This is a genomic window from Streptomyces sp. LaPpAH-108, assembly GCF_000373625.1.
Taxonomy (GTDB): Bacteria; Actinomycetota; Actinomycetes; order Streptomycetales; family Streptomycetaceae; genus Streptomyces.
Genome location: NZ_KB891993.1, coordinates 147,346 through 167,471, shown reverse-complemented (window position 1 = coordinate 167,471; position 20,126 = coordinate 147,346). Strand labels below are relative to the sequence as shown.

21 protein-coding genes and 1 pseudogene are annotated in these 20,126 nt (G+C 72.5%); 12 read left to right on the top strand and 10 right to left on the bottom strand.

The features are described from left to right. Positions 1 to 30: 30 nt before the first annotated feature. Genes B079_RS0112170 through B079_RS0112155 form a run of 4 tightly spaced genes read right to left on the bottom strand, consistent with a single transcriptional unit; the run spans position 31 to position 3,328 of the window. Entirely contained in the window at positions 31 to 909 is an 879-nt protein-coding gene (locus tag B079_RS0112170) for an SAM-dependent methyltransferase (RefSeq protein WP_018546080.1), read from the bottom strand. Continuing rightward, the gene (locus B079_RS0112165) at positions 888 to 1,631 is read right to left on the bottom strand and encodes a cysteine hydrolase family protein (RefSeq protein WP_018546079.1); all 744 of its coding nucleotides are present in this window, start codon (positions 1,629 to 1,631) and stop codon (positions 888 to 890) included. Before B079_RS0112165 ends, B079_RS0112170 begins: the two co-directional genes overlap by 22 nt. Further along, positions 1,628 to 2,737 carry an isocitrate/isopropylmalate family dehydrogenase gene (locus B079_RS0112160; protein ID WP_018546078.1) on the bottom strand — a complete coding sequence of 370 codons (1,110 nt, stop codon included), beginning with the start codon at positions 2,735 to 2,737 and terminating at the stop codon, positions 1,628 to 1,630. Before B079_RS0112160 ends, B079_RS0112165 begins: the two co-directional genes overlap by 4 nt. A 60-nt stretch (positions 2,738 to 2,797) precedes the next feature. Continuing rightward, the gene (locus B079_RS0112155) at positions 2,798 to 3,328 is read right to left on the bottom strand and encodes an EF-hand domain-containing protein (RefSeq protein WP_018546077.1); all 531 of its coding nucleotides are present in this window, start codon (positions 3,326 to 3,328) and stop codon (positions 2,798 to 2,800) included. A 472-nt stretch (positions 3,329 to 3,800) separates the two neighbouring features. Between B079_RS0112155 and B079_RS0112150 the strand changes: the two genes are divergently transcribed. Beyond that, positions 3,801 to 4,220, top strand: coding sequence for a hypothetical protein (locus B079_RS0112150; RefSeq protein WP_018546076.1), 420 nt, complete (start codon positions 3,801 to 3,803; stop codon positions 4,218 to 4,220). Positions 4,221 to 4,421: 201 nt separating this feature from the next. Then, positions 4,422 to 4,874 carry an ATP-binding protein gene (locus B079_RS0112145; protein ID WP_026248615.1) on the top strand — a complete coding sequence of 151 codons (453 nt, stop codon included), beginning with the start codon at positions 4,422 to 4,424 and terminating at the stop codon, positions 4,872 to 4,874. 117 nt (positions 4,875 to 4,991) lie between these two features. On the opposite strand, the gene B079_RS0112140 is transcribed toward B079_RS0112145, so the two are convergent. Beyond that, a complete protein-coding gene (locus B079_RS0112140; RefSeq protein WP_018546074.1) occupies positions 4,992 to 5,882 on the bottom strand; it encodes an RNA polymerase sigma factor SigF in 891 nt (296 codons plus the stop codon). Positions 5,883 to 6,351: 469 nt separating this feature from the next. Here B079_RS0112140 and B079_RS0112135 point away from each other — a divergent pair, with 469 nt between their 5' ends. After that, positions 6,352 to 6,834 carry a VOC family protein gene (locus B079_RS0112135; RefSeq protein ID WP_018546073.1) on the top strand — a complete coding sequence of 161 codons (483 nt, stop codon included), beginning with the start codon at positions 6,352 to 6,354 and terminating at the stop codon, positions 6,832 to 6,834. A 42-nt stretch (positions 6,835 to 6,876) separates the two neighbouring features. Continuing rightward, positions 6,877 to 7,110, top strand: a pseudogene (locus B079_RS31800) (hypothetical protein); the annotation flags it as partial. A gap of 18 nt (positions 7,111 to 7,128) precedes the next feature. On the opposite strand, the gene B079_RS0112125 reads toward B079_RS31800, so the two are convergent. Beyond that, positions 7,129 to 8,016, bottom strand: coding sequence for an aminoglycoside phosphotransferase family protein (locus B079_RS0112125; protein ID WP_026248614.1), 888 nt, complete (start codon positions 8,014 to 8,016; stop codon positions 7,129 to 7,131). A gap of 119 nt (positions 8,017 to 8,135) precedes the next feature. Here B079_RS0112125 and B079_RS0112120 point away from each other — a divergent pair, with 119 nt between their 5' ends. From B079_RS0112120 to B079_RS0112100, 5 genes are all read left to right on the top strand, one after another. Beyond that, positions 8,136 to 8,930 carry a VOC family protein gene (locus tag B079_RS0112120; RefSeq protein WP_026248613.1) on the top strand — a complete coding sequence of 265 codons (795 nt, stop codon included), beginning with the start codon at positions 8,136 to 8,138 and terminating at the stop codon, positions 8,928 to 8,930. Between the two features lie 34 nt (positions 8,931 to 8,964). Further along, positions 8,965 to 9,663, top strand: coding sequence for a ribonuclease H family protein (locus B079_RS0112115; RefSeq protein ID WP_078495925.1), 699 nt, complete (start codon positions 8,965 to 8,967; stop codon positions 9,661 to 9,663). 125 nt (positions 9,664 to 9,788) lie between these two features. Next, complete coding sequence (locus tag B079_RS0112110; protein ID WP_018546068.1) at positions 9,789 to 11,030, top strand: FAD-dependent monooxygenase; 1,242 nt, start codon at positions 9,789 to 9,791, stop codon at positions 11,028 to 11,030. A 102-nt stretch (positions 11,031 to 11,132) separates the two neighbouring features. Continuing rightward, the gene (locus tag B079_RS0112105) at positions 11,133 to 12,638 is read left to right on the top strand and encodes an MFS transporter (RefSeq protein ID WP_018546067.1); all 1,506 of its coding nucleotides are present in this window, start codon (positions 11,133 to 11,135) and stop codon (positions 12,636 to 12,638) included. Further along, positions 12,635 to 13,240 (top strand): TetR family transcriptional regulator, encoded by a 606-nt coding sequence (locus B079_RS0112100; RefSeq protein ID WP_018546066.1) that lies wholly within the window; start codon positions 12,635 to 12,637, stop codon positions 13,238 to 13,240. Before B079_RS0112105 ends, B079_RS0112100 begins: the two co-directional genes overlap by 4 nt. 1 nt (position 13,241) lies before the next feature. Here B079_RS0112100 and B079_RS0112095 read toward each other — a convergent pair whose 3' ends face one another. Then, positions 13,242 to 14,144: a LysR family transcriptional regulator gene (locus tag B079_RS0112095; RefSeq protein ID WP_018546065.1), complete on the bottom strand. Its 903-nt coding sequence runs from the start codon at positions 14,142 to 14,144 to the stop codon at positions 13,242 to 13,244. A gap of 174 nt (positions 14,145 to 14,318) precedes the next feature. Here B079_RS0112095 and B079_RS0112090 point away from each other — a divergent pair, with 174 nt between their 5' ends. The 3 genes from B079_RS0112090 (at position 14,319) to B079_RS0112080 (ending at position 16,879) form a co-directional block, all read left to right on the top strand. Next, on the top strand, positions 14,319 to 15,203 hold the full coding sequence (locus B079_RS0112090; protein ID WP_018546064.1) for an SDR family oxidoreductase: 885 nt from the start codon (positions 14,319 to 14,321) through the stop codon (positions 15,201 to 15,203). Between the two features lie 59 nt (positions 15,204 to 15,262). Beyond that, positions 15,263 to 15,739 carry a DUF6328 family protein gene (locus B079_RS0112085; RefSeq protein WP_018546063.1) on the top strand — a complete coding sequence of 159 codons (477 nt, stop codon included), beginning with the start codon at positions 15,263 to 15,265 and terminating at the stop codon, positions 15,737 to 15,739. 90 nt (positions 15,740 to 15,829) lie between these two features. Then, a complete protein-coding gene (locus B079_RS0112080; RefSeq protein ID WP_018546062.1) occupies positions 15,830 to 16,879 on the top strand; it encodes an aldo/keto reductase in 1,050 nt (349 codons plus the stop codon). A 20-nt stretch (positions 16,880 to 16,899) separates the two neighbouring features. Here B079_RS0112080 and B079_RS0112075 read toward each other — a convergent pair whose 3' ends face one another. From B079_RS0112075 to B079_RS0112065, 3 genes are all read right to left on the bottom strand, one after another. Beyond that, positions 16,900 to 17,550, bottom strand: coding sequence for a DUF2238 domain-containing protein (locus B079_RS0112075; protein WP_018546061.1), 651 nt, complete (start codon positions 17,548 to 17,550; stop codon positions 16,900 to 16,902). 74 nt (positions 17,551 to 17,624) lie between these two features. Continuing rightward, positions 17,625 to 19,286 carry a protein kinase domain-containing protein gene (locus B079_RS0112070; protein ID WP_018546060.1) on the bottom strand — a complete coding sequence of 554 codons (1,662 nt, stop codon included), beginning with the start codon at positions 19,284 to 19,286 and terminating at the stop codon, positions 17,625 to 17,627. A gap of 95 nt (positions 19,287 to 19,381) precedes the next feature. Further along, on the bottom strand, positions 19,382 to 20,059 hold the full coding sequence (locus B079_RS0112065) for an AIM24 family protein (RefSeq protein ID WP_026248610.1): 678 nt from the start codon (positions 20,057 to 20,059) through the stop codon (positions 19,382 to 19,384). Positions 20,060 to 20,126 lie beyond the last annotated feature (67 nt).

Sequence of the window (20,126 nt, the reverse complement as noted above, 5' to 3'; positions counted from 1 at the left end):
CCGGTGGCCCGGTCGCGGCCGGGGAAGCGGTCAACTTCCCCGGTCTGCGGCCGGTTTGACGGCGAACACCCAGCGGTTCACCGCCAGCGCGTCGTCCGGCTCGGGACGCGGGCCCCGGCCGTAGCGGCGGGTGTGGTCGTACGGTGAGTCCACCCGGGTGCGCCAGCCGCGCCCCGCCAGATCCGCGGCCGAGTCCGGACGCGGATCACCGTCGAAGAGGGCGAGCAGATCGATGCCGAGCCGCTGCCGGGTCGCGGTGTACACCGGGTTGTGCCGTACCGCCCGCACCTCCCGGTGCAGCTTCACCTCGTACGCCAGGGTGCTGCCCGGGGCGCTCAACTCGCCGATCTTCACGAGGAGTCGGCGCTCGGCGTCGGCGGGCAGATAGAGCAGCAGCCCCTCGGCCAGCCAGCCGGTGGGCGCGGCCGGGTCCAGTCCGGCGCGGAGCAGGGCCGTGGCCCAGTCCTCGCACAGATCCGCGGCGACCGGCACACGCCGGGCCACCGGGACGGCGCCCAGCGAGTCCAGCACCCGCTCCTTGAAGGCGAGGACGCCCGGCCGGTCCACCTCCCACACCGTGCTGCCCGGCGGCCAGTCCAGCCGGAACGCCCGGGTGTCGAGCCCGGCGCCCAGCAGCACGAACTGCCGGGTGCCGGAGGCCGCCGCCGCCCGCAGCGCGTCGTCCAGCGCCCGGGTGCGCAGCCCGAAGTAGCGGCCGAGCCGCCCCCACACCGGGTCGGCGTCCCCGTCCGGCACCTGCTCGGGGCGCAGCGGCCAGCCCGCCGAGGCGCGGGCCGCGCGGACGAAGTGCGCGGCGTACGGATCGCGGGCGAGCGCGTCGGGGCGGTGCGTCTCGAGCGCGCGGGCGGCGGCGACCAGCAGCGCGGTCACTCCGACGCCGACGTCCACTCCTGAGGCTCCGGGGGCGCCGGATTCGGCGGACTTGGCTGGGTCGCCGGGGTCGGGTCGGGGCGTGGTGACGGTGGTCGTGATCTCTCCTCCTCGGTCGTATGGCGGCTCGGTCCCGGTGTCGCGGGGTACGCGGCCCACACCTCCGGGTCCGCGCGGGTGGTGAGGCGGGCGCCGTACACCCGCCGCATGAAGCCGAGGATCCGCTCCTCGGGCAGGTGCAGCGGGGTCGTGCAGTCGGTGAGCACCGACACCTCGAACCCCTTCTGGAACGCGGTCCGCGCGCTGGAGTCCACGCACACATCGAGGAACACCCCCGCGAACACCAGCCGTACGACGCCGCGTTCACGCAAGTGGGGTTCGAAGCCGTCCGCGAGGAAGGCGTCGAAACAGGCGTACTTGGTGAACACCGCCTCGCCGGGCGCGGGGGAGACCCCGTGGAACTCCGCGCCCGGGGTGCCCGTGACGCACTTGGGCCGCTTGCCGAGCAGCCGGTCGCGCCGCCGCCAGCTGGGCCCCTGGTGGTCCTCGTCCCCCAGGAAGCGGACGAAGACCACCTCGGTGCCCGCCGCCCGCGCCGCCGCCACCGCGCGGGCGGCGTTCTCGGCGGCGCGGGTGAGCACGGCCGGGTCGTGGCCGTGCCGGGCGGCGGCGGACGGACCGCAGAAGTCGGCCTGGAGGTCCACGACGACCAGCGCCGTGCGCCCGTCCGTGCCCGTCATGTCCCGGCGGCGATCGGGGACTCCCCGATGCCTTGAGCGGGCACCGCCGCAGCTCCCGGTACCGCGTCCAGCGCCGTCAGCAGGGCGTCCACCACCTGGCTGGTCGTCCCCTCCCCGCCCAGGTCGGCGGTGCACACCCCCTGCCGCGACAGCTCCGCGAGCGCCGTCTCCACGGCGGCCACCGCGCCCGGACAGCCCGCGTGACGCTCGGCGACGGCCGCCGCCGCGCGGATCGCCGCGACCGGGTTCACCGCGTCCCGGCCCTCCAGGTCGTCCGCCGAGCCGTGCACCGTCTGGTACTCCACCAAGTCGGCCACGTCCGGGCGCAGATGGACGTTCTCCGTGCAGCGGGTCTCCTGCCGCTCACCACCGAACCGGTCGAGCAGCATCACATGCATGATGTCGCCCCACTCGTTCCCGGCGACGATCACCGTGCGGGGCGGCAGCCCATGCGTGATCAGATCGCGGTTCACGGTGTCCGGCTGGCACAGCCGGATCTCCACCCCGTGCCGGTCCGCCGCCCGCTTCACCCAGTCGTCCAACGCCCCGTCCAGCAGATGGAACTTGTACGCCATCACCACCTGCCGGGCCCCGCCCTCGGGCCACAGCCGCCGCGCCCGGCGCAGCGCGCAGTCGAGCACTTCGCCGGTGATCTCCTCGCTGAACTCCATCGTCCGGACCACCCGGCCGGGGGAGTGGGTGTTGTCCCCGGTGTAGAAGCCCTGCGCCTGGTCCCGGACGAGCAGCAGCTCCGGTGCCGAACCGTCCGGCGGGCCGCCCAGGGTGTCGACCTTCACCGCGCGCAGCCGCTGCCGTACCAGATACAGCGATTGCGCGTTGATCGCGGTACGGAACACGGCGGTCGCCCCTCGGGCCGCCAACTCCCGGCAGAATTCCTCGTAATGCGCCGCGTCCTCGGCGGTGAGCGCGGCGGTCCGCTCGACGCCCGCGCCGCGCAGCGACACGTACGAGTCGTAGACCCGCCCCGAGCGCTCCACCGTCACCGGGACACCGTGCGCCTTCGCGAGATGCCCCAGCACCCGTTCGAAGACGGCGGCGATCTCCGGGCCCGTGCCCCGGCCCACCGCCAGTCCGACGACCGTCACCCGGCCGCTCCTCTCTGCCTCGACTCCTGAACTCCCTGTGTGCGTACGGCCTTCACGGGCTCAGCCGCCCGCCCCCACCAGCCGGTCCCCGGGAATGCCCGCCTTGTCCGGCGCGTAGAAGTCCTCGATCCCGCCGATCCACTTCTCCACCGTGATGCGGTCCGAGGCATCCGGTTCGAAGGCGTCGAAGAGGGCTTCGACGTGGGCGCGCCGGAAACCGATGGCGTCCATCAGACCGAGGAACAGCGGGCGTTCGATCAGACCGTCGCCGTCCGGGTCGCCCAGGGCGGCCAGACTCTCCGCGAACTCCCGCACGGTGGGGGCGAATCGCTCCGGAACGAGGACGCACGCCTGGAATTCGTCCGGCGTGATCTTTCCGTCGCCGTCGGCGTCCAGCTCGGCCGACAGCGTCTCCCAGTACCGCCGGAACGCGACCGCGATCCGCTCCCGTGCGGCCGGACCGGCCCCCTCGGCCGCCGCGATCACCCGGGTGGTCATCAACTCGAAGTCCTCGGGGTCCAGACGACCGTTGCCGTTGGCGTCGAAGAGCGAGAAGACGAGGGCGACCCGGTCGATGGCCTCAGTGCGCATGACGTGCGTGACCTTTCCTTCGATGGCGTCCCGGTCGTCGGGACGGCACCCACACACTGCGTCCGGCGGACCCCGGACATGCGGCCGGACGGGCACGTTCATCCGATGGGTGGATTCGCCGCCGGGAGAGGATTGCGGCCGGGCCGGTCACCCGCGCGGGCGGGAATCCGCATTCACATGACTCCCCCGATATTCACACGGCTTCCCTGATATTCACATCGTGTCCGCTTTCCGCACCGCCCGTAAAACGCAACGGTTGATCACGCAACGACTAATGCGTGGCCATGGCTTGCCTCGTGTTTTCGGACAGGGCCCCGCTTCGCATATGCCAAGAGACTGGCCGGAAAGACGTGGTGACAGCGTTTCCCCCGTGGCGATACTCGGAATACCAGGGGCACTTCTCACCGCACATGAGCCGCACCGGAAAGCGAGGGTCCGACCGCCCTATCGGCCAGGCAACGGGGGAGTGAGCGTGCACGACGAATTCCTGTGCCATGTCACCGCGTACGGGACGTGCGGCGGACAGCGCGTGGGCGTACCGCTCGGCAGTTACCGTGCGCCCACCCTCGCACTCGCCCTGTGGTGGCTGCGGGACCGCGCCTCGTGGATGGCGGAGCGGCTCGACCCGGCCCCGGAGAACACGGCGTTCCCGCCCGGCGCGCTGGTGCCCGTCGCGGACACGGTGGCCGACGTACCCACCCTGCTGCGCGCCTGGTGCGCGGACGACATCCGGCAGGAGCAGGTCGCCGACGAGCTGGCGGCCGGGCGCCTGGTGCGCATCGCCGCCCACGACGACACCACGGAGTACGAACTCCTCGCCGAGTCGGTCGATGCCCTGCGGATGCAGCGCACCGTGCCCGCCTTCGTGGTGCCGGTCGTCCCCGTCGCCTGACCCGTGCGCCCCGCAACGCGCCCCACGTACGCGGTCGTACGCCTCTGCTGTCCCGCGCGTACCGGTGGGATTCTGGCCATGACCCGATGTCCGAGCCGCTGTGCGCCGGAGGCGAACGGACTCGGTGGACTGCCCGGCGCGGCTCGGGGTACGAGCACAGGAGCGACAGGCGACAAGGCCGGCCCTTCGAGAGAGACAGGCATGACGGAACAACTGGGCGGGGCAGTGATACCGACTGGTTTCGACGTACCCGTGGAGCCGCTGCGACGCGCGGCGCACTACACCGGCGAACCCGGATGCATCGCCGCGGCACGGGCCTTCGCCGCCCAGTTCCTGGAACAGCTGCGCAACGAGTGGTGCGCCATGGTCGACAGCCGCGCCGCGGGGGAGGTGCTGCTCGTCGTGAGCGAGCTGGTCACCAACGCCGACCGGCACAGCGACGGGCCGTACATCCTGGAGCTGGAGGGGACGGACAGCACGGTCGCGGTCGTCGTGTACGACAGCAGCGTCGTGCTGCCCCGGGCCTTCCCCAAGGACCCGCAGCGCGTCGGCCGCCACGGGCTGGAGATCGTGAGCGCGCTCGCCACCGAGATCACCGTGGACCGCGTGCCCGTCGGCAAGCGGGTCCGGGCCCGGGTCGAGCTGGCCTCCTGACCACGCGCACCTCGTCTCCGCGAGGGAAGCCGGTAGAGGCACGCGTAGAGGCAAGGGAAGCCGTCGGAGCAGCAGAACGGGCCCGGTGTTCGCACGACCGGGCCCGTCGCCGTGGACTCAGGCGCAGCCGAGTTCGCCGAGCATCCCCTGGCGCAGCCGCGAGATGATCCGCTTGATGAGGCGGGAGACGTGCATCTGGGAGCAGCCGAGCTGCTGACCGATCTCCGCCTGGGTGGCCTCCTCCACGAACCGCATGTGGATGATCCGGCGGTCGCGCTCGCTCAGGTCGGCCATCAGCGGGGCGAGGGCGTGGAAGTCCTCGACCAGCCGCAGCCCCTCCTCCTCCACGCCGATGAAGTCCGCGAGCACGGCCTCGCCGTCCTCGGGGCCGTCACCGGTGAGCGCGGCGTCCAGGGACGAGGAGTTGTAGCCGTTCGCGGCGACCTGGCCCTCGACGACCTCGGCCTCGGTGATGTTCATCAGGGTGGCCAGCTCGGCGACCGTCGGGTCGCGGTCGAGCCTGCTGGACAGCTCCTCACGGGCCTTGGCCAGCTCCACACGCAGCTCCTGGAGCCGACGCGGGACGTGCACCGCCCAGGTGGTGTCCCGGAAGAACCGCTTGATCTCGCCCACGATGTACGGCAGCGCGAAGGAGGTGAACTCGACCTCGCGCGACACCTCGAACCGGTCGATCGCCTTGATCAGACCGATCATGCCGGTCTGGACGATGTCCTCCATGTCGTCGCCACGGCCCCGGAAGCGTCCGGCCGCGAACCGCACCAGCGACATGTTCATCTCGATCAGGGTGTTGCGCGCGTACTGGTACTCGTGGGTGCCCTCCTCCAGCTCGGCCAGCCGGCGGAAGAACTGGCGGGACAGTGCCCGCGCGTCCCGGGGCGCCACGGACGTGGGGTCCGCGATTCCCGGAAGGCTCTCCTCGACCGTCGTGTCCTGTGCGGTCTTCTCGGCGACCTCGGCGTGCGACCGGATGCCGGCGGCGGTGTCCATTACCTCTCCCACGTGAGTCACGGTTTCGGTGTCAGCCCCTGTGGCCTCGATGGCGCGCTCGGCCGCAGACGCTGCGTGGTCCCCGGATTCCCGGAAATCCGCGCCCTATTCCTGTTTCCTCTTCCTCTCGGGGCGGGTACCCAGGGTCACGCACCCCATGCGGGCGGTGCGAAGCAGTGGCGTGAAGGTGACGTTCGGCCGAGGGTGTGTCGATCGGGCCGCATCGCCGATTCGTGCGGCTTGGATATAGAAAAGCGCAGGTGAGAGATGTTTTCCGGCTTGCGTGTCGGCCAAGCGACAGCCCTCGCGCGGCCTACCGTGAGGGATGCGACCCGGTCACCCAGTGGCCTGAAATCGCCCCTGCTCCTCCCGCTTTCACCACCCCACCGATGAGTTCCGGCGCCCGTCCCGGTCCACATCCACGACCGCGACACCACTACGCACCACCCACCACGCCCGGGAGGCGTTCATGACCACCGACGGATTCATCACGTGTCTCTGGTTCGACGGCCAGGCGGAGGAGGCCGCGCATTTCTACGTCTCCGTGTTCAAGGACTCCCGCATCGGCGACGTCGTCCGCCACGGGGAGGCGAGTCCGGGGGAGCCCGGCACCGTGCTGACCGTCGACTTCACGGCCAACGGCCAGCGGTTCGTCGCCCTCGACGGCGGTCCCCAGTTCCGCTTCAACGAGTCGATCTCGTTCCAGATCCTCTGTGCCGACCAGAAGGAGGTCGACCACTACTGGTCCCGGCTGACCGAGGACGGCGGCGAACCCGGCCCGTGCGGCTGGCTCAAGGACCGCTTCGGCGTCTCCTGGCAGGTCGTCCCCGAGCGCCTGCTGGAGATGATCAAGGACCCGGACGCGGCGAAGTCCGACCGCGCCATGCGCGCCATGATGACCATGGGCAAGATGGACATCGCTGCCCTGGAGCAGGCGTACACGGGCGGCTGACGGGCCGTCCGGCGGGCGGGGCGCGTCTGACGGCTTGGCGGCGCGCTCATGACGCTCGTCGTCTTCGACGAGACGGCCGAGGAGACGCTGACGACGGCGCTGGACGCGCGCCCCTGGGACGTGGTCGTCGTCGGCGGCGGAATCCGTAAGACGGAGGCGCTGCTGCCGCTCTTCGAGCGGATCGTGAATCTGATCCGCCGTCACGCACCGCAGGCCGCCATCGCGTTCAACGCGCACGGCGGCGACAGCGTGGACGCGGCGCTGCGTCTGCTCTGACGCGGCGCCGCGCGGTCCTCATCCCTCCCGCAGGATCTCGGTGATCGTATGGCGGGCGTTCGCGGCCAGCACCGGGTTGGTCTGCCAGTAGTACGGCAACTGGACCAGGGCGATGGAGAGGGCCCAGCCGCGTCCGCGAGCCCACTCCGCGTCGTCGGCGCTCACGGTCTCCCGGAAGGTCTCACGGGCGGAAGCGGGCAGCAGGTTCCACGCCACGATCAGGTCCACGGCCGGGTCGCCCACCCCCGCGCAGCCGAAGTCGATGACCGCGCCGAGCCGCCCGTCGGCGACCAGGACGTTGCCGGGGGAGAGGTCGCCGTGCGCCCAGACCGGCGGGCCCGGGTGGGCGGGAGCCTTCAGGGCCCGTTCCCAGAGCGCGGTCGCCGTTTCCGTGTCGATCCGGCCGGTCAGCTCCGCCAGTGCCGACCGGGTCTCCGCGTCCTGGTTCGCGAGCGGGCCGCCTCGGTATCCCCAAGGCGCGTCCTCCGTTCCGGCCCGGCGCAGTGCGGTCACGAACCGGCCCAGGTCCCGGGCCAGCGGGCCGGGTCGTTCGACGGCGCCCGCGACCGGGTTGCCGCCCTCCAGCCAGTGGTAGACCGACCAGGGCCAGGGAAAGTGCTCGTCGGGCTCCCCGAGGCCCACCGGCTGAGGTGCGGACACCGGCAGCAGGGGGCCGAGCCGGGGCAGCCAGCGCCGCTCGAGCGCCACGTCGGCCACCGCGCCGGGATGCCGGGGGAGCCGTACCACCAGGTCCGGGCCCAGGCGGAACATCGCGTTCTCGGTGCCGGACGACTCCAGCCGCCGCACCGGCAGCCCCGCCCAGTCGGGGAACCGCCCGGCCACCAGCCGCCGTACCAGCGGGGCGTCGATGTCGATCTCGTCCACACGCATCTTCGGAGTACTCATCGCCGCCCATCCAAGGGGCCGGACCTCCCCCGTGTCGAACGAATTCGGCGCGCGTGCCGACCGGTGCGCGGCTAGCGTGACGTCCCGGGACGAAACGCCAGAAACGAGAGGGCCCGACCATGGCCGTACCACCCGAAGGAACGCCCTGTTGGGCCGACGCGATGTTCACCGACCTGGAGGGCGCCAAGCGGTTCTACGGCGACGTCCTCGGCTGGACCTTCGGCGAGTCGTCGTCGCAGTACGGCAACTACACACAGGCGTACGCGGACGGCAAGGCCGTCGCCGCCGTCGTCCCCCCGATGCCGGGCCAGGAGGGCCAGTCGCAGTGGTGCCTCTACTTCGCCTCCCCGGACGCCGCCGCGACCGCCGAGAAGATCCGGGAGAACGGCGGCGACGTGCTGATGCCGCCCATGCAGGTCGGTGACTTCGGCACGATGGTGCTCGCCCGCGAGCCCAGCGGCGCCGTCTTCGGCGTCTGGCAGGGCGCCGCCCACGAGGGCTTCGAGGCCGTCGCGACCCCCGGCGCCTACTGCTGGTCCGAGGTCTTCACCCGTGAGCCCGAGAAGTCCGACGCCTTCTTCTCCGCTGTCTTCCCCTACCGCGCGAAGGACATGGAGGACGACGCGGTCGACTTCCGCGTCTTCGACCTCGGTGCCGACCCCGTCCTGGGCCGGATGCGGATGACCGAGGACTTCCCGCCCGAGGTGCCCTCGTACATCAACGTCTACTTCACCGTCGACGACTGCGACGCCGCCGTGGCCCGCGCCACCGAGCGCGGGGCCGTGCTCCGCTTCGGCCCGATGAGCAGCCCGTTCGGCCGGTTCGCCGCGCTCACCGACCCGCAGGGCGCCCACTTCTCGGTGATCGACGTCACCACCACCGAGGGCGAGATGCCCGAGCTGAAGGACGCCTGACCAGGCCCGGTCCGTCCTCCGCCGCGGCCATGGCATGATCGTGCACATGCGTGAACGTGTGGTGGCCGCGTGCGACGGGGCTTCGAAGGGAAACCCCGGACCGGCCGGATGGGCATGGGTGGTCTCCGGCGACGACGAGCGGACCCCGGCCCGCTGGGAGTCCGGGGCGCTCGGCCGTACCACCAACAACGTCGCGGAACTCACCGCCCTGGAGCGGCTGTTGACGGCCGTCGAGCCGGATGTGCCGCTGGAGATCCGGATGGACTCCCAGTACGCGATGAAGGCCGTCACCACCTGGCTGCCCGGCTGGAAGCGCAACGGCTGGAAGACCTCCGCCGGAAAGCCCGTCGCCAACCAGGAACTGGTCGTCCGCATCGACGCCCTCCTCGACGGCCGCTCGGTCGATTTCCGTTACGTCCCCGCCCACCAGGTCGATGGCGACCCGCTGAACGACTTCGCCGACCGCGCCGCCAGCCAGGCCGCCGTCGTGCAGGAGGCCGCGGGCAGCGCGCTCGGCTCCCCGGAGCCGCCGCCCTCGCCCGACACCCCCGCCCCGGCCGCCGCCCGCCGCAAGGCACCGCGCCGTACCAACGGCGGCAGCGGCTCCGCGCGCACCATCAAGGCCAAGTTCCCCGGCCGCTGCCAGTGCGGGCGCTCCTACGCGGCCGGTGAGCCCATCGCCAAGAACGCGACGGGCTGGGGCCACCCGGAGTGCCGGACCGCCACCGACTGACCGCCACCGACTGACCGGCACCCACCCGGCACCGACCGGCCGCCGTCGCCGGGCATGAGCCCGCCCCTTCGCTGCTACCCTGCGAGCCCGATCGACTACGTCCGGTGACTTCCAGAGGTGTGTGCGTGAAGGTCGTCTGCGTCGGAGGCGGGCCCGCGGGCCTGTACCTCGCCATCCTGCTCAAGCGGCAGCACCCGTCCCACGACGTCACCGTGCACGAACGCGCCCCCGAGGGCTCCACCTACGGCTGGGGCGTCACCTACTGGCAGGGCCTGCTCGACCGGCTCCGCGCCCACGACCCCGAGTCGGCCCGCGCCGTCGAGGAGAACTCGGTCCACTGGACCGAAGGCGTCGCGCACGTACGGGACTTGAGCACGCGGCAGCCCGGCGACCGGGGCTTCGGCATCGGCCGCCACCGCCTCCTCGACCTGCTCGCCGCGCGCGCCCGAAACCTGGGCGTACGGCTGGAGTTCGAGAGCGAGATCACCGAACTCCCCGGCGGGGCCGACCTGGTGGTGGCCGCCGACGGCATCGGCAGCGCCCTGCGCACCCGGTACGCCGACGCCTTCGGCACCCACACCACCCACGGCCGCAACCACTACCTCTGGCTCGGCACGACCCGCGTCTTCGACGCCTTCACCTTCGCCTTCGCCGAGACCGCGCACGGCTGGATCTGGGCCTACGGCTACCCCTACGACGCCACCCACAGCACCTGCGTCGTCGAATGCTCCCCGCAGACGTACACCGGCCTCGGCCTGGACCGTGCCGACGAGGGCGAGCAACTGACCCTGCTGGAGAAGCACTTCGCGCACATCCTCGACGGCCACCCCCTCCTCGCCCGGTCCCGGCCGGGCGCCGCCGCCCCCTGGCCCACCTTCCGCACCCTCACCCACCGCACCTGGCACCACGGCAACCTCGTCCTGCTCGGCGACGCCGCCCACACCACCCACTACTCCATCGGCGCGGGCACCACCCTCGCCCTGGAGGACGCCATGTGCCTGGCCGCCGCCCTCCGCGACCACGCCACGCTGCCCGAGGCGCTGGCCGCCTACGAGACCCGGCGCCGCGCCGACCTGCTGTCCGCACAGAGCGCCGCCCGCTACAGCGCCCGCTGGTACGAGAACCTGCCCCGCTACATCGACCTGCCCCCGCACCGCATGTTCGCCCTGCTCGGCCAGCGCCACTCCCCGCTGCTGCCGTACGTACCGCCGCAGCTCTACTACGGCCTGGACCGCGCGGCCGGGCGTCTTGAGCCGCTGCGCAGGCTCAAGCGCGGCCTCGGCCCCCGGGTGGCCCGCGCGCTGCACGCCCGCTCCTCGTCCGCCCGCGCCGCGCATCCACGCCCCTCGCACCACCGTGACCAGTAGGCCCACCACCGCTCGGACGCGGGGGTAAATGTTGGTGAAAGGTCATTCACTGGATAGGGTGAATAGTCATTCACCAGTCACGCACATTCCGCAGGAGAGCCCATGGCGTCGTCCGCCCCCATACCCGAGCCGCCCGGCAGCCTCGCGCCGCCGCCCCGGCTGCGGGAGCGCCTCACCATCCCCGTGCTGGCGTCGGGCGGCATCCTCATGGCCGTCATGCAGACCGTGGTCGTGCCGCTCCTGCCCGACCTGCCCCGGCTCACCGGGTCGTCCCCGGCCGCTGTCTCCTGGATGGTCACCGCGACCCTGCTCTCCGGCGCCGTGCTGACCCCCGTGCTCGGCCGCGCCGGTGACATGTACGGCAAGCGCCGGGTGCTCACCTCCGCGCTCCTCCTGATGACCGTCGGCTCGGTGCTCTGCGCGCTGTCCTCGGACATCGCCGTGCTGATCGCGGCCCGCGCGCTCCAGGGCGCCGCCGCCTCCGTCGTCCCGCTGTCGATCAGCATCCTGCGCGACGAACTCCCGCCCGAGCGGCGCGGCTCGGCCGTCGCGTTCATGAGCTCCACCGTCGGCATCGGCGCCGCCCTCGGGCTGCCGCTGGCCGCGCTGGTCGTGCAGTACGCCGACTGGCACACCATGTTCTGGCTGACCAGCGCCCTCGGCGCGCTCGGCGTCACGGCCACCTGGTGGGCGGTCAAGGAGTCCCCGGTGCGGGAGCCCGGCCGCTTCGACGTCGTCGGCGCGCTCGGTCTCGCCGTCGCCCTGGTCTGTCTGCTGCTCGGCGTCTCGCAGGGCGGCCAGTGGGGCTGGGGCAGCCCGCGCGTCCTCGGCCTCTTCGCCGTCTCGGTGGTCGTGCTCGTCCTGTGGTGGCGCCAGCAACTGCGGACCCCGCGCCCGCTGGTCGACCTGCGCCTGGTGACCCGGCCCCGGGTGGGCCTCTCGCACATCGCGGCGCTGCTCACCGGCTTCGCGTTCTACGCCAACTCGCTCGTCACCGCCCAGCTCGTGCAGGCGCCCAAAGCCAGCGGGTACGGCCTCGGCCTGTCCATCGTCGCCACCGGGCTGTGCCTGCTGCCCGGCGGCGTCACCATGCTGCTGTTCTCGCCGCTGTCCGCCCGCATCTCGGCCCGGCGCGGACCGCGCATCACGCTCGCGCTCGGCGCCGCCGTCATCGCCTGCGGCTACGCGCTGCGCATCGTGGACAGCCGCGACCTGTGGATGATCATCCTGGGCGCCACCGTGGTCGCCACCGGCACCACCCTCGCCTACTCCGCGCTGCCCACCCTGATCCTGCGCGCCGTACCGGCCGCCGCGACCGCCTCCGCCAACGGCGTCAACGTGCTCATGCGGACCATCGGCCAGGCCGTCTCCAGCGCCGCCGTCGCCGCCGTGCTCGTCCACCACACCAGCCTCGTCGGCGGCATCCCGGTGCCCACCCTGCACGGCTATCTGCTGGCCTTCGGGATGGCCGGGGCCGTCGCCCTGGTCGCCTGCGCCGCCGCCCTGACCATCCCGGGGGACTCCACCGGCGAGGGGGACGGCGGCGGCACCCGGCGCGCGTGGGGCCGTACCCGCAAGGCCCGCGCCGGTGCCATGGAGGGCGCGTGAGCAGCCCGGACACCCCGCCCGCCGGGCAGGGCACCGTGCGCCGGGACGCCGAGGCGACCAAGGCGGCCATCCTCAAGGCCGCCCGCCATCTGCTGGCCCGGCACCCGCACGGCGACATCACCCTGAAGGCCGTCGCCGAACGGGCCGGGGTCAGCCCGCCGCTCGTCCTGAAGTACTTCGGCAACAAGGACGCCCTCTTCGCCCGCGTGATGTCCTTCGACACCGACGCGGACGACCTGCTCGACGCGCCCCTCGCCGCCCTCGGCCGGCACATGGTCCGGCACGTCCTGGCCAGCCAGCGCGAACGCGGCACCGACCCGCTGCTGCGCATCGTCTTCGCCCCGCTGCACGGTGACCACGGCGAGATCCTGCGCGCCAACTTCCGCGCCCAGGTGACCGAACGCCTCGCCGCCCGGCTCAGCGGACCCGACGCGGGACTGCGCGCCGAACTCGCCGTCGCGGCCGTCGTCGGCCTCGGGGTGATGTACGGCATCGCGCGCGGCCCTGGGCTGCGGGAGGCGGACGCCGACGCGGTGGCCGACCGCTACGGGCCGCTCGTCCAGGCCCAGTTGACCCCGGGCGCGCTCACCCCCGGCGCCTGACTCACTCGGTGACCCCGGGGCCGGTGAGCAGCGCCTCGGCGCACTTGCGGAACTCCGTCACCAGCCGTCCGGTGTCCCCGGCCCGGGTCGCCACGGCCACATGGCACGGCTCGACCCCGTGCAGTGGCACCGTGGTCAGATCCGGGCGCGGCGGGCGCAGCCCGGGCACGCCCGCCGCGAGCGCGAGCGACTGCCCGGAGGCCACCAGCTCGAACTTGTCCTCGATGTTCTCGATGAGCGGGCCGTCCGGCGCGGGCCGCCCGTCCGGGCGTGGGTCGATGCGCCAGAACGCGTCCCACAGCCGGTCCGGGACGCGGGGCAGCGGCTCGTCCGCGATGTCGTCCAGGGTGACCGACTCCTTGCCCGCCAGCCGGTGGTCCAGCGGCAGGACCACCACGCGCGGCTCGTCGTAGAGCACGGTCACCCGCAGGCCCTCGGTGACGAACGGCAGCCGGGTGACCAGCGCGTCCACCCGGTGCTCGGTCAGCGCCTTGCGCGCCTCCTGCCAGGGCAGGTGCGTCGTGCGCACGTCCGCGTCCGGGAACCGGCGGCGCAGCTCGGCCACGGCCGGGGTGACGATCAGCCCGGTGGTGTAGCCGACGGTGATCCGGCTGGGCTCGGCGGCGGCCCGCGCGGCGGCGACCGCCTGCCCGGCCGCCCGCAGCAGCGACCTCGCGCGCGGCAGGAACACCTCGCCCGCCTCGGTCAGCCGCGTGCCCTGCGGGGTGCGGTCCAGCAGGCGCGCACCCAGTTCCCGCTCCAGCCGCCGTACTTGACGGCTCAGGGACGGCTGGGTGATGTGCAGCGCGGTGGCCGCGCGCCCGAAGTGGCGGTGCTCGGCGACGACCGTGAAGTACCGCACCAGCCTGAGGTCGAGATCCGCGTCGGCGGGGGAGTCGGACATGACCCCAGCGTACGGCTCTCTGTCATGCATGCCATTTGAGCTGCGGTGATGCCCGAATCGTATTGCCCGATGCGGAACAAGCTTTGGACGCGGGCACACCGTCCGGCCAAGGATGGAAGCACTCCCGGGCACGTTTCGCGGCAGGGAGTCCCACCATCCGAGGAGAACCACGACATGCGTGTTTTCGTCACCGGGGCCACCGGATTCATCGGCTCGGCCGTCGTACCCGAACTCATCGGCGCCGGGCACGAGGTCGTCGGCCTCGCCCGGTCCGACGAGGGGGCCGCCCGGCTGAAGGCCGCGGGCGCCGAGGTGCACCGGGGCAGCCTGGCGGACCCCGAGGACCTGGCCCGCGTCGCAGGCGGCGCCGACGGCGTGATCCACCTGGCCTTCGTCCACGACTTCGCCGACGTCCGCGCGGCGGGCGAGACCGACCTGACCGCCATCCGGGCCATGGGCGCCGCGCTCGCCGGTTCGGACCGGCCGCTGGTCGTCACCTCCGGCACCGCGATCGGCCCGACCGGCCGTCTGATCACCGAGGCCGACGCCCCCGCCCCCGGCACCCACCGCACCGCCTCCGAGGAGGCCACGACGGCACTGGCCGCGGACGGTGTGCGCTCCTCGGTGGTCCGGCTCGCGCCCACCGTCCACGGACGCGGCGACCACGGCTTCGTCCCCCGTCTCATCGACGTCGCCCGCGAGAAGGGCGTCGCCGCCTACGTCGGGGACGGCGCCAACCGCTGGCCCGCCGTCCACCGGCTCGACGCCGCCCGGCTGTTCCGGCTCGCCCTGGAGAAGGCACCCGCCGGACAGCGGCTGCACGCCGCCGCCGAGGAGGGCGTGCCGTTCCGGGAGATCGCCGAGGTCATCGGCCGTCACCTGGACGTCCCCGTGATCAGTCTGACGAGCGAGGAGGCCGAGGCCCGCTACGGCTTCGTGGGCCGCTTCACCGGGGTCGACAACCCCACGTCGAGCACGCTCACCCGCGAACTGCTCGGCTGGGAGCCGACGGAGACCGGGCTGCTGGCCGACCTGGAGGAGGGGCACTACTTCCAGTAGCTCCCGTCGGGGGACGCCGGGCCGGTTTGAAGAAACGCGCGGGCGGTTAACTGCACCGCATGACCGAGGAGGGAACGCGCAGAGGCCGTAGCGAGACCGAGGAAGAGCGGGCCGACCGGCGCTGGGGCGAACTCATCCAGGAGGTCCGGGTCGCCCAGACCGGCGTCCAGATCCTCTTCGGCTTCCTGCTCACCGTCGTCTTCCAGCCCAAGTACGGTGAACTGGCCCGCACCGACCAGATCATCTACATCGTGACGGTCGTGCTCGGTGCCTGCGCCACCGGTGCCCTCATCGGCCCGGTCTCCCTGCACCGCCTGGTCTCCGGACGCCGCGTCAAACCCCGTGCGGTCCGCCTGGCCGGCCTTCTCACCTTCGTCGGCCTGATCCTCCTCCTTGCCACCATGGCCTCCTCCCTCCTCCTGATCCTCCGCGTCGCCACCCACGACGACTACGTCCCCTGGCTGGTCGCGGCCGTCGTCGTCTGGTACCTGACGTGCTGGTACGGCCTCCCGCTGTGGGTACGGCACAAGGGTTGACCTCGAGAGGACTCCAATTACTAGAGTCCGTCGGGCGGTCGACGCCCTGTCGCTCCGCGTCATCGGCCGCCCCCGTGAGGAAGCTTCGCCATGCGCTATCGCACCCTTGGCAGGACCGGCATCGAGGTCAGCACCCACTGCCTCGGCACCATGATGTTCCAGGACGGCTGCAACTCCGACCACGACGACTGTGTCCGCATCATCCACGCCGCTCTCGACCAGGGCGTCAACTTCCTCGACACCGCCGACATGTACGGCCGGGGCGAGTCCGAGGAGATCGTGGGCAAGGCGCTGCGCGGGCGCCGTGACGATGTCGTGCTCGCCACCAAGGTCCACTTCCCGATGGGCGAGGGCCCCAACCGGGGCGGAAACTCACGGCGTTGGATCCTCACCGCGGTCGAGGACAGCCTCCGGCGCCTGGACACCGACTGGATCGACCTCTACCAGATCCACTTCCCGGACCACACCACGGACATCGAGGAGACACTGTCGGTCCTGACCGACCTCGTGACCCAGGGGAAGATACGCGCCTTCGGCTGCTCGAACTTCCAGCCGGAGGAGATCGTCGAGGCCCACCACGTCTCCGAGCGGCGCGCTCTCGGCCGCTTCCGCACGGCCCAGCCGCCCTACTCGATCCTGGCCCGTGGGATCGAGACCTCGCTGCTGCCCGTCGCCGAGCGCTACGGCATGGGAGTCCTGGTCTGGAGCCCGCTCGCCTTCGGCTTCCTCAGCGGGAAGATCCGTAGGGGGAGGCCCGTCGACATGGAGTCCGGCCGGGCCGCGCTCCGTCCCGGCTTCTTCGATCCCGCGCTCGCCGAGAACGCCGCCAAGCTGGATGCCGTCGAGCAGCTGGTCGAACTCGCCGACAGCATCGGCTGCACCTTGCCGGAACTCGCCGTGGCCTTCACCGTGGCCCACCCCGCCGTCACCTCGGCGATCATCGGCCCGCGCACCATGGAACAACTGGAGGCGCTGCTCAAGGGAGCCGCGCTCACCCTGGACGACGCGACGCTCGACCGCATCGACGAGATCGTGCGCCCGGGAGTGAACCTCTACAACCCCGCCGCCTCCATGCCCCCGCGCTCCCTGACCGACACCTCCCTGCGCCGCCGCCCCCTCGCCGAACGCGCCGCCGCCTGAGCCCCGTCGCCCGGGAAGGATCACCGGTCGCGGGTCTCCAGCGCCGCGAGCTGCCGGTCATGGACCCTGCTGAGCAGCAGGAGGGACAGCACGGCTCCGATCAGGGCGCAGAACATGTCCCACTGGGTGTCCCAGACATCGCCCTGGGTGGCCAGGAAGGCGTCGGCGCCGTGGCCGCCGATCTCGGCGGCGGCCCACTCGAGGAGTTCGAAGCAGGCGCTGAAGGCGAGGCAGGCGCAGACGGTGAGCGGGGCCAGCCAGCGGCTGCCGCGCAACGGGGAGGTACGGCTGAGGAGTTCGCGGACCAGGATCGCCGGGACGAAGCCCTGCATCAGATGCCCGAAGCGGTCGTACGGGTTGCGGCTGAGGCCGAAGGTGTCCCGCACCCAGTCGCCCGCGGGCACCTCGGCGTAGGTGTAGTGGCCGCCGACCGACAACACCAGGGCGTGCACGGCGAGGAGGCCGCACAGCAGGCCGGTCAGCGGGAAGCGCCGCCAGGTGAGCAGCACCAGGGGCAGCCCGATCAGCACCCAGAAGGTCTCCAGGAACCAGGTCGTACGGTCGTGCACGTCGATCGCGGAGACGGCGAGTCCCAGCACGGCGACGCCCGCGAACAGCAGGGGCGGCACCTGGCGGTGCACGGTGCGCGGGACGGTATGCGCGGCGGTCATGGCGGCCTCCAGGCGGGGGTCGGGAAGCCCCCATGGTGGCTCCGCCGGGCGGCACCGGTCATGAGTACGCCTACTCAGGCGCGGAAGGTACGCAGCGCGGTGCGCAGCACGGCCTCGTTCGCCGGGTCGTCCCACTCGGCGGCCGGGGTGGTGAAGCGCAGCGAGTAGCCCCGGCCGCCGCCGAGCAGGAAGCCGCGCCCGAAGGTGTGCGTCCGCGCCTGCCCGGTGCCGGACAGCCACTCCATGTCGGCGGCGGGGCGCCCCTGTTGCTCGGTGGCCTCGATCTCGCCGACGCGCTGGTAGCCGTCCTCCCGGGCGAGGCCGGGCTCGACGTCGTCACGCCAGACGGCCACCGGGTCGGAGCCCACGCGTTCGCTGTAGGTGACGGCGAGGGTAGGGGAGGAGGCGCCGCCGGGGCCGAAGGTGATCCGGTAGGAGTTGGCGGCGCCGGACCTGATCCCCTCACGCTTCCAGTCCTCGGGTAGCGCGAGGGAGAAGCCTTCCGGGGCGGTGTACGTGCGGAATCCGGCAGGGAGGGCGGCGGAGGTGCCGGGTGCGGGGGCGGACTGACTCCGGGTGCGGTCCGAGGTCGGGGCGGCGGTGGTGCCGTTGCCGGGGGCCGCGCTGCGGCTCGGGGCGGTGGCGGTCGCGGTGCCCTGGCCGGTTCCGGGGCTCAGCCCGGCCGACGGACCCGCACCCGCACCCGCCGACGCGGTCGCCCCGCTCGGCAGCGCCCCCGCATCCTCCTCCGACGACTGGTGCGTCACAGCCAGCACGGCCGCCGCCACGGCGACGACGGCCAGGCACACCCCCGCCGCCAGGGCCCGTCTGCTCCGCAGCGGACTCCCGCCCGGCGGGGCCGCCTCCGACGCGGCCTCCGAGGCGGGGGCGTCCGCGACAGCGCCGTACGCCCCCGCGTCCTCCTCCAGCACCCGCACCAGCGACGCGCGCACCACCGGACGGCTCAGCCGCTCACGGGAGTTCTTGCGCAGCAGCCCCTCCACGGTCCGGGTGAGCGGGCCCGTGCGCAGCGGGGCGCGCAGCGGCAGCCGGGCCACGGCCCGCAAGGTGGCCTCGGTGCGGCCCCGGTCGCGGAACGGCGGCCGTCCCTCGGTCATCGTGTAGAGGATCGCGCCGAGCGCCCACAAGTCGGCGGCGGGGCCGATCCGTTCGTCGCGGGCCTGCTCCGGCGAGGCGTACGACGGCGCGGCGACCCTCGGCGCCAGGGTGGTGCCCGCGAGGCCGAAGCCCGCGATCACGACCGTGCCGCCGTCCCGTACGAAGATCTGGCCGGGGCTCAACTCGCCGTGGGTGATGCCCTCTTCGTGCGCGGTGCGCAGCACGTCCAGCACTTCGAGGCCGATTCCGGCCGCCCGTACCGGGTCGAACGGGCCCTCCTCCTCCAGGAGCCGGGTGAGCGGCGTGCCGTCGATCCACTGGGCCGCCGTCCACAGGGTGCCCGGCTCCACGACCGCGTCGATCACCGCGGCGGCACCGCCCGGGCAGAGCAGCCGCATGGTCTCGGAGGTGCGCACCACCCGGGACCTGGTCCGGCGCAGGGTGTCCTGGTCGGCCGTGGACGGCAGCGCAGTCCGGGTCACCAGGCAGGCCCGGTTCTCCCGTACGTCCTCGGCCCGCCACCACTCACGGCCGGTCTCCCGGGCGAAGACCTCAAGGAGCCGGAACCGCCCGGCGACCAGTTCATCTGCGACGACGTACGCCTCGGCCATGGCCATCCCTCGCTGTAACCCTGCCGTTGTCTCCCTGGGTTACGCGAAGGTCACGGTGAAATGTTCAAACCGATCGTGTTCCGGCCACAATTGACGTCCGGTCAGTGCTGCTGGGGCTTCTGCGGTGTGGCCTCGCTCGGCCGGACCACCACGACGCCGTGGCCCCGGAGCATCAGCTGCACGGCCTCGCCCGAGCCGCCGCGCAGCATCGAGCCGAAGGACTGGGAGCGGTGCAGCGAGGTGTCGAGCCCGGCCGTCCAGCCGACCACGGCGTCCGTGTCGACGTACACCGGGTTCTCCGGGGACACCGGGATCACCAGCGGGTTGCCCTCGCAGACCAGGCCGAGGCGGCCGTGCCCGCTGAACACGCTGTTGAACAGGCCGCCGCCCGCGATGCCGGAGCCCTTCACGGTCTTTATCTCGTAGGAGAGCGTGGCGTCGAAGCACAGGACGTTGCGGCCGTTGACGGTGAACCGGTCGCCCGGCTCTACCTCGACGACGAAGCAGTTCTGCGCCTCGTGCGCGAACCACGCGTCGCCCCGGCCGCGCACCGCCATCAGCGGCAGCCCCTCACCGGTGACGGCGCGCTTGATCATGCCGCCGATGCCCTGGCCCTTGTGCTCGAACTTCAGCTCGCCCCGGTGCGCGACCATCGCGCCCTGCCGGGCCAGCATCTCGCCGTTCACGGTGTACTTCAGACACTTGGCGTTCTCGACGGTCAGGCCCGGCTCCACGGCCGGGCGCACCATGTGCTCGCTGGAAAACAGATCACCCTTCATGCGGGGCATCGTGTCCCGGAGGGGCGCGTTCCGACAAGATCGCGGATCGCGCCCCGGCTCCCGGGCG

Coding starts and splice junctions, on each gene's coding strand:
- B079_RS0112140 (WP_018546074.1), bottom strand. CDS start 5,882: ATGGACACCGCCGCCGGCATCCGGTCGCACGCCGAGGTCGCCGAGAAG.
- B079_RS0112065 (WP_026248610.1), bottom strand. CDS start 20,059: ATGAAGGGTGATCTGTTTTCCAGCGAGCACATGGTGCGCCCGGCCGTG.
- B079_RS0112080 (WP_018546062.1), top strand. CDS start 15,830: ATGCGCTATCGCACCCTTGGCAGGACCGGCATCGAGGTCAGCACCCAC.
- B079_RS0112085 (WP_018546063.1), top strand. CDS start 15,263: ATGACCGAGGAGGGAACGCGCAGAGGCCGTAGCGAGACCGAGGAAGAG.
- B079_RS0112155 (WP_018546077.1), bottom strand. CDS start 3,328: ATGCGCACTGAGGCCATCGACCGGGTCGCCCTCGTCTTCTCGCTCTTC.
- B079_RS0112095 (WP_018546065.1), bottom strand. CDS start 14,144: ATGTCCGACTCCCCCGCCGACGCGGATCTCGACCTCAGGCTGGTGCGG.
- B079_RS0112165 (WP_018546079.1), bottom strand. CDS start 1,631: ATGACGGGCACGGACGGGCGCACGGCGCTGGTCGTCGTGGACCTCCAG.
- B079_RS0112070 (WP_018546060.1), bottom strand. CDS start 19,286: ATGGCCATGGCCGAGGCGTACGTCGTCGCAGATGAACTGGTCGCCGGG.
- B079_RS0112075 (WP_018546061.1), bottom strand. CDS start 17,550: ATGACCGCCGCGCATACCGTCCCGCGCACCGTGCACCGCCAGGTGCCG.
- B079_RS0112120 (WP_026248613.1), top strand. CDS start 8,136: ATGGCCGTACCACCCGAAGGAACGCCCTGTTGGGCCGACGCGATGTTC.
- B079_RS0112135 (WP_018546073.1), top strand. CDS start 6,352: ATGACCACCGACGGATTCATCACGTGTCTCTGGTTCGACGGCCAGGCG.
- B079_RS0112115 (WP_078495925.1), top strand. CDS start 8,965: ATGATCGTGCACATGCGTGAACGTGTGGTGGCCGCGTGCGACGGGGCT.
- B079_RS0112145 (WP_026248615.1), top strand. CDS start 4,422: ATGACGGAACAACTGGGCGGGGCAGTGATACCGACTGGTTTCGACGTA.
- B079_RS0112090 (WP_018546064.1), top strand. CDS start 14,319: ATGCGTGTTTTCGTCACCGGGGCCACCGGATTCATCGGCTCGGCCGTC.
- B079_RS0112125 (WP_026248614.1), bottom strand. CDS start 8,016: ATGAGTACTCCGAAGATGCGTGTGGACGAGATCGACATCGACGCCCCG.
- B079_RS0112105 (WP_018546067.1), top strand. CDS start 11,133: ATGGCGTCGTCCGCCCCCATACCCGAGCCGCCCGGCAGCCTCGCGCCG.